Source organism: Streptomyces sp. SM11 (assembly GCF_002910905.1).
In the GTDB taxonomy this organism is placed as follows: Bacteria; Actinomycetota; Actinomycetes; order Streptomycetales; family Streptomycetaceae; genus Streptomyces.
Map to the genome: position 1 here is coordinate 1 of NZ_NEUE01000195.1, position 5,841 is coordinate 5,841.

Below are 5,841 nucleotides of genomic sequence, written 5' to 3' on the forward strand. Positions count from 1 at the left end.
GATGTGACACTGCTCGAAAGGGTGCTCAGTGGACTTCGCAAGCTCTAGCGGCGGAGCGGCCCGCTCCACTACCTCGGCGAAGATCGTGGTGGCAGGGGGCTTCGGCGTGGGTAAGACCACGTTTGTCGGTGCCGTTTCGGAGATCAATCCGCTGCGCACCGAAGCCGTGATGACGTCCGCCTCGGCGGGCATCGACGATCTGACCCACACCGGGGACAAGACCACCACGACGGTGGCCATGGACTTCGGGCGTATCACCCTGGACCAGGACCTGATCCTGTACCTCTTCGGTACGCCGGGCCAGGACCGCTTCTGGTTCATGTGGGACGACCTGGTCCGCGGCGCCATCGGCGCCGTCGTCCTCGTCGACACCCGCCGTCTCGCCGACTGCTTCCCCGCCGTCGACTACTTCGAGAACAGCGGACTGCCCTTCGTCATCGCCCTCAACGGCTTCGACGGACACCAGCCCTACACCCCCGACGAAGTACGCGAGGCACTCCAGATCGGGCCCGACGCACCCATCATCACGACGGACGCCCGGCACCGTGCGGATGCCAAGAGCGGCCTGATCACGCTGGTCGAGCACGCGCTGATGGCACGCCTGAAGTAGTTCCTCCACCAGGCGTAAGTCGATATCGGCATACGGAGATTGCAGTAGTCACGCGGGGGCGGCCTGTGTCGTTTGACACGATCCGCCCCCGTGTTCATAACGTTTCGACAGAGAATTGACTCCGCTCCGCCACCCGACGCATCCATTCGGTGCCACTGCGCTCACATGAGCCCCGTCTTTTGACGGGGCTCGCTCTTTATGCCCGTTTTATCTGAGGCCTGCGCCACTCGGAATCAGCGATTCCGAGTGTTTGGAACGGGGCCGGTCCCCGTGCTGCAATTCGACGAACTCCCCAGTAGTACGGCCCTGAACGAATAATCCGGCACAGCGTAGGTGCCGACGCCGAGAGGTTGTTGGTCGAGTGAGGCGAAGCAACGAGGGCTCCGCGACGCAGCCCGAGCGGGGCAACTTCACCCCGCCGTCGCGCGCCGCTGCGGCGCCCCCTGCGGATGTGCCCGGCACGGAGCCCGCCGAGGGAGGCAGCAACAGCCGGCTGTCCCCGCGCAACTGGCGCGTGGCCACCCGACTGAACGCGATCCTTCTGATCCCGGTTCTGGTCGGCCTGGTCATGGGCGGCTTCCAGGTGAAGGGCTCCATCGACACCTGGAGCGAGGCGCAGGACGCCGAGAAGATCGCGGTCGTCGTGCGCGCGGCGTCCGAATACGGACAGGCACTCCTGAACGAGCGGGACCTCACCGCCGAGCCGCTGCTCTCGGGCGACCGTGACGCCGATGTGGTCGAACAGACCCGGGCCACCACGGACGAGGCGGCCCGGAAGTTCGACGCCGCGGTCGAGGACATGCCGGCGAAGCCGGGCCTGGAACGCCGGCTGAAGCTTTTCAAGGGCGAGGAGCCCAAGCTCCCCGAGCTGCGCAAGGCCGCCTACTCGCAGGCGCTGGACCCGGTGAAGACCGAAGAGGGTTACGTCCAGGTCCAGCACTCGCTTATGGAGTTCTCCAACGAGCTCGGCCTCGGCACCGGCAACATCACCAGCTACGGCCGTACCGTGTACGCGATCGAGCTGTCCAAGGCTGCAGAATCGCTTCAGCGCTCGATCGGCATGCACCTGCTGGTGCGCCCGAGCCAGAAGCCGGGTACGTACAACGACCAGGTCAAGGCCTTCGGCTCGTACAACTACCTGGAGCAGATCGCGCTCGGTGAGTTCAACTCCGGCGGCACCCAGGCCGACGTCGACCGTCTCAAGCAGGTCATGGTCGGCAAGGCCGCAGAGGGCGCCAGGCAGCTCAAGAACGCCAAGGAGCAGGCCGAGGCCGCGGGCAAGCCCTTCGTGGCGCCGCCGAGCATCGACGGTTCGGTCTTCGACGGCATGGCCCGGGAGATCGGCAAGGGGCAGGACCCCGAGGAGCTGGCGAAGAAGGGCATCACGCCCGAGACCTGGATGGCAGCGGCGACCGCGAAGTTCGAGGGGTACGCCACCGTCGAGGACGACCTCGTCACCAAGGCGGTGGACGAGGCCGCGAAGATCTCCTCCGACGCCAAGACCGACGCCATCGTCAACGGCCTCATCGTCGTCATCGCGCTGCTGGCCGCGTTCCTCCTGGCCGGGCTCATGGCCCGCCAGATGAGCCGCTCGATGCGCCAGCTGCGTACCGCCGCCTTCTCCATCGCCGAGCAGCGGCTGCCCTCCCTCGTCGACCAGCTCTCGCGCACCGACCCGGGCCGGGTCGACACCCGGGTGCAGCCGATCCCGATCACCACGCAGGACGAGATCGGCGAGGTCGCCCGCGCCTTCGACCAGGTGCACCGCGAGGCCGTCCGGCTCGCCGCCGAGCAGGCCATGCTGCGGGGCAACGTCAACGCGATCTTCACGAACCTCTCGCGCCGCAACCAGTCGCTCATCGAGGGCCAGCTGACCCTCATCACCGACCTGGAGAACAACGAGGCCGACCCGGACCAGCTGGAGAGCCTCTTCAAGCTGGACCACCTGGCGACCCGGATGCGCCGCAACGGCGAGAACCTCCTCGTCCTCTCCGGCGAGGAGCCCGGCCGACGCTGGAACCAGCCGGTTCCGCTGGTCGACGTGCTCCGCGCCGCCTCCTCCGAGGTGGAGTCCTACGAGCGCATCCAGCTGACCGGCGTGCCGGAGAGCGAGATCCACGGCCAGGCCGTCACCGACCTCGTGCACCTGCTGGCCGAGCTGCTGGAGAACGCCACCACGTTCTCCTCGCCGCAGACCAAGGTCAAGGTCACCGCGACCCGGCTGCCCGACGGCCGCGTCATGGTCGAGATCCACGACAAGGGCATCGGCCTCACCGCCGAGGACTTCGCCGACATCAACCACAGACTGGCCAACCCGCCGACCGTGGACGCCGCGGTGTCCCAGCGCATGGGCCTGTTCGTGGTCGGCCGGCTGGCCGACCGGCACGGGATCCGGGTCCAGCTGCGCCCCTCGGGCGAGCAGGCCGGGACCACCTCGCTGGTCATGCTGCCGGACGCCATCACCCATGGTGGCGGAGGCGAACCCAGCGGCGGCCAGGACGACTTCACCGTCTCCTCGATCATCCCCGAGCAGCAGCAGGCCTTCGAGCCGGCGCCGCAGCAGGCCCCGATGCGCACGGCGGCGGAGCTCGGCTTCGACGACTCCCGCTACGAGGTCCCGGCCGACCCGGGTCAGCTGGACCCGGTCAACCGCTCGTTGATGCGCGAGGAGCGCAGGACGGCCCTGGAGGCCCAGACGGGCGTGGCCGGCCCGTTCGGTGACAGCTCCCAGGAGCAGCAGGGCTACGCACCGGAGTCGTACGCGGGCGACCCGTACGGCGGGCAGCAGCAGGGTTACGCCGACGAGCACTACGGCCAGGGCCAGTACGGGCAGCAGCAGGATCCGTACCAGGGGTCGTACGAGCAGCAGCAGTACGGCGCCGAGAACGACTACCCGCGGCAGGGCGGTCAGCAGCAGCACCCGGGGGACGGCTTCACGGAATCGGCATATGCCGTTCCGGACGACCGGCAAGGTCAGCACGCCGACCCGTACACGGCTCCGGCGGACCAGTCCCACCAGGATGACTGGCCTGTTCAGAGCGGTTTCCAGGACGCTTATGAGCCGACTACTCCCGCCACATCGGAATCTGTTCCGAGCACGCCCGCGGAGCCTGCGGAGCGCGTAAGCTTCGAGCGTCCGGGATCCACCCCGAACGTCGGCCACGAGATGACCGAAGCCGGTCTGCCGCGCCGCGGCGGTCAGCAGCACTGGCAGCCCGGCCCCGGCGGCCCCGGCAACGGCAACGGCCAGCCTGCTTCGACTCCTCAGCAGCAGCCGCAGCAGGAACAGCGGCAGGACCCGCAGCCGCAGCAGGACCCGCAGACGGACGGGGACGGCACCGACGACTGGCGCTCGACGAACGACGAGCGCTGGGAGCGGGCCGAGAAGCTCCGTGAGCCGAAGGCGGGCGGAATAACCCCCTCCGGTCTCCCCCGGCGCGTGCCCAAGGCCAACCTGGTCGAGGGCACGGCGGAGCAGACCCAGCAGGGCGGCCCACAGGTCTCCCGCGCGCCCGAGGACGTCCGCGGCAGGTTGAGCAACCTGCGGCGGGGGATCCAGCGGGGACGCAGCGCGGGGTCGGACACCAGTACCACCTACAACCAGGAGCGTTAGTGTGAGCCCGATGAGCCAGGCGGCGCAGAATCTCAACTGGTTGATCACCAATTTCGTGGACAACACCCCCGGGGTGTCGCACACGGTGGTGGTCTCCGCCGACGGACTCCTGCTGGCGATGTCCGAAGGTTTCCCGCGCGACCGCGCCGACCAGCTGGCGGCCGTCGCCTCCGGTCTGACGTCGCTGACCGCGGGCGCCTCACGGATCTTCGAGGGCGGCGCCGTGAATCAGACAGTTGTGGAGATGGAGCGAGGATTCCTCTTCCTCATGTCCATCTCCGACGGATCCTCGCTCGCCGTTCTGGCCCACCCGGACGCCGATATCGGTCTGGTTGGGTACGAAATGGCCCTTCTGGTGGACCGCGCGGGCAGTGTCCTGACTCCGGACCTCCGTGCCGAACTTCAGGGAAGTCTTCTTAACTAGTAGACAGACAGTGCGTTTCTCGCCACCGCGCCATAAAGTGCGGTGGCGCGGCCCCACTGGGATCGGCGACCGGCAGTCGGAGGAGGAAACGTGGCAGCACCCACAGGCGGGCACCCATACAACGGTGACCAGAGCGTTCCGGGTGAGCACGGTGACGACCGTTTCGGCTTCCCTGCCGCTCCCGGCGGGCAGGGCTCCGGGCAGTATCAGCCATACCAGCGGCCGCAGCAGGGTGCTCACGGTGCGCAGGGGTCCGAATGGCCTCCGCAGCAGCCGGGGGCGGGGTGGCCGCAGCAACCGCGGCAGCCCCAGCGGTACGACGCGCCCCAGCAGCCGCGTATTCAGCCGGTCCAGCAGCGGCGGGCTCCCGAGCCCGCCAAGCCCGCCGCGCACAACCCGCTGGTCCGTCCGTACGCCATGACCGGCGGCCGGACCCGACCGCGTTACCAGCTCGCCATCGAGGCGCTGGTCAGCACCACGGCCGATCCGTCCCGGCTGCAAGGGCAGTTGCCCGAACACCAGCGGATCTGCCGGCTCTGCATCGAGATCAAGTCGGTCGCCGAGATCTCGGCCCTTCTCTCGATCCCCCTCGGCGTTGCCCGGATCCTCGTCGCCGACCTGGCCGAGGCCGGACTCGTCGCTATCCATCAGCCCGGCGGCGACGAGGCCGCCGGCGGCCAGCCAGATGTGACACTGCTCGAAAGGGTGCTCAGTGGACTTCGCAAGCTCTAGCGGCGGAGCGGCCCGCTCCACTACCTCGGCGAAGATCGTGGTGGCAGGGGGCTTCGGCGTGGGTAAGACCACGTTTGTCGGTGCCGTTTCGGAGATCAATCCGCTGCGCACCGAAGCCGTGATGACGTCCGCCTCGGCGGGCATCGACGATCTGACCCACACCGGGGACAAGACCACCACGACGGTGGCCATGGACTTCGGGCGTATCACCCTGGACCAGGACCTGATCCTGTACCTCTTCGGTACGCCGGGCCAGGACCGCTTCTGGTTCATGTGGGACGACCTGGTCCGCGGCGCCATCGGCGCCGTCGTCCTCGTCGACACCCGCCGTCTCGCCGACTGCTTCCCCGCCGTCGACTACTTCGAGAACAGCGGACTGCCCTTCGTCATCGCCCTCAACGGCTTCGACGGACACCAGCCCTACACCCCCGACGAAGTACGCGAGGCACTCCAGATCGGGCC

Annotated in this window: 5 protein-coding genes; all 5 read left to right on the top strand. The window is 68.3% G+C overall.

Going from position 1 to position 5,841, the window contains the following annotated elements:
- The first annotated feature begins 28 nt into the window (after nt 1-28).
- Entirely contained in the window at nt 29-610 is a 582-nt protein-coding gene (locus tag B9S58_RS18440; RefSeq protein WP_031229387.1) for an ATP/GTP-binding protein, read from the top strand.
- A 361-nt stretch (nt 611-971) separates the two neighbouring features.
- Complete coding sequence (locus B9S58_RS18445) at nt 972-4,223, top strand: nitrate- and nitrite sensing domain-containing protein (RefSeq protein WP_103533233.1); 3,252 nt, start codon at nt 972-974, stop codon at nt 4,221-4,223.
- Between the two features lie 10 nt (nt 4,224-4,233).
- Nucleotides 4,234-4,647: a roadblock/LC7 domain-containing protein gene (locus B9S58_RS18450; RefSeq protein ID WP_030125847.1), complete on the top strand. Its 414-nt coding sequence runs from the start codon at nt 4,234-4,236 to the stop codon at nt 4,645-4,647.
- Between the two features lie 90 nt (nt 4,648-4,737).
- Complete coding sequence (locus B9S58_RS18455) at nt 4,738-5,379, top strand: DUF742 domain-containing protein (RefSeq protein ID WP_103533234.1); 642 nt, start codon at nt 4,738-4,740, stop codon at nt 5,377-5,379.
- On the top strand, nt 5,360-5,841 hold a 482-nt coding region (locus B9S58_RS18460), incomplete at its 3' end, for an ATP/GTP-binding protein (protein WP_098899855.1). The genes B9S58_RS18455 and B9S58_RS18460, both read left to right, overlap by 20 nt.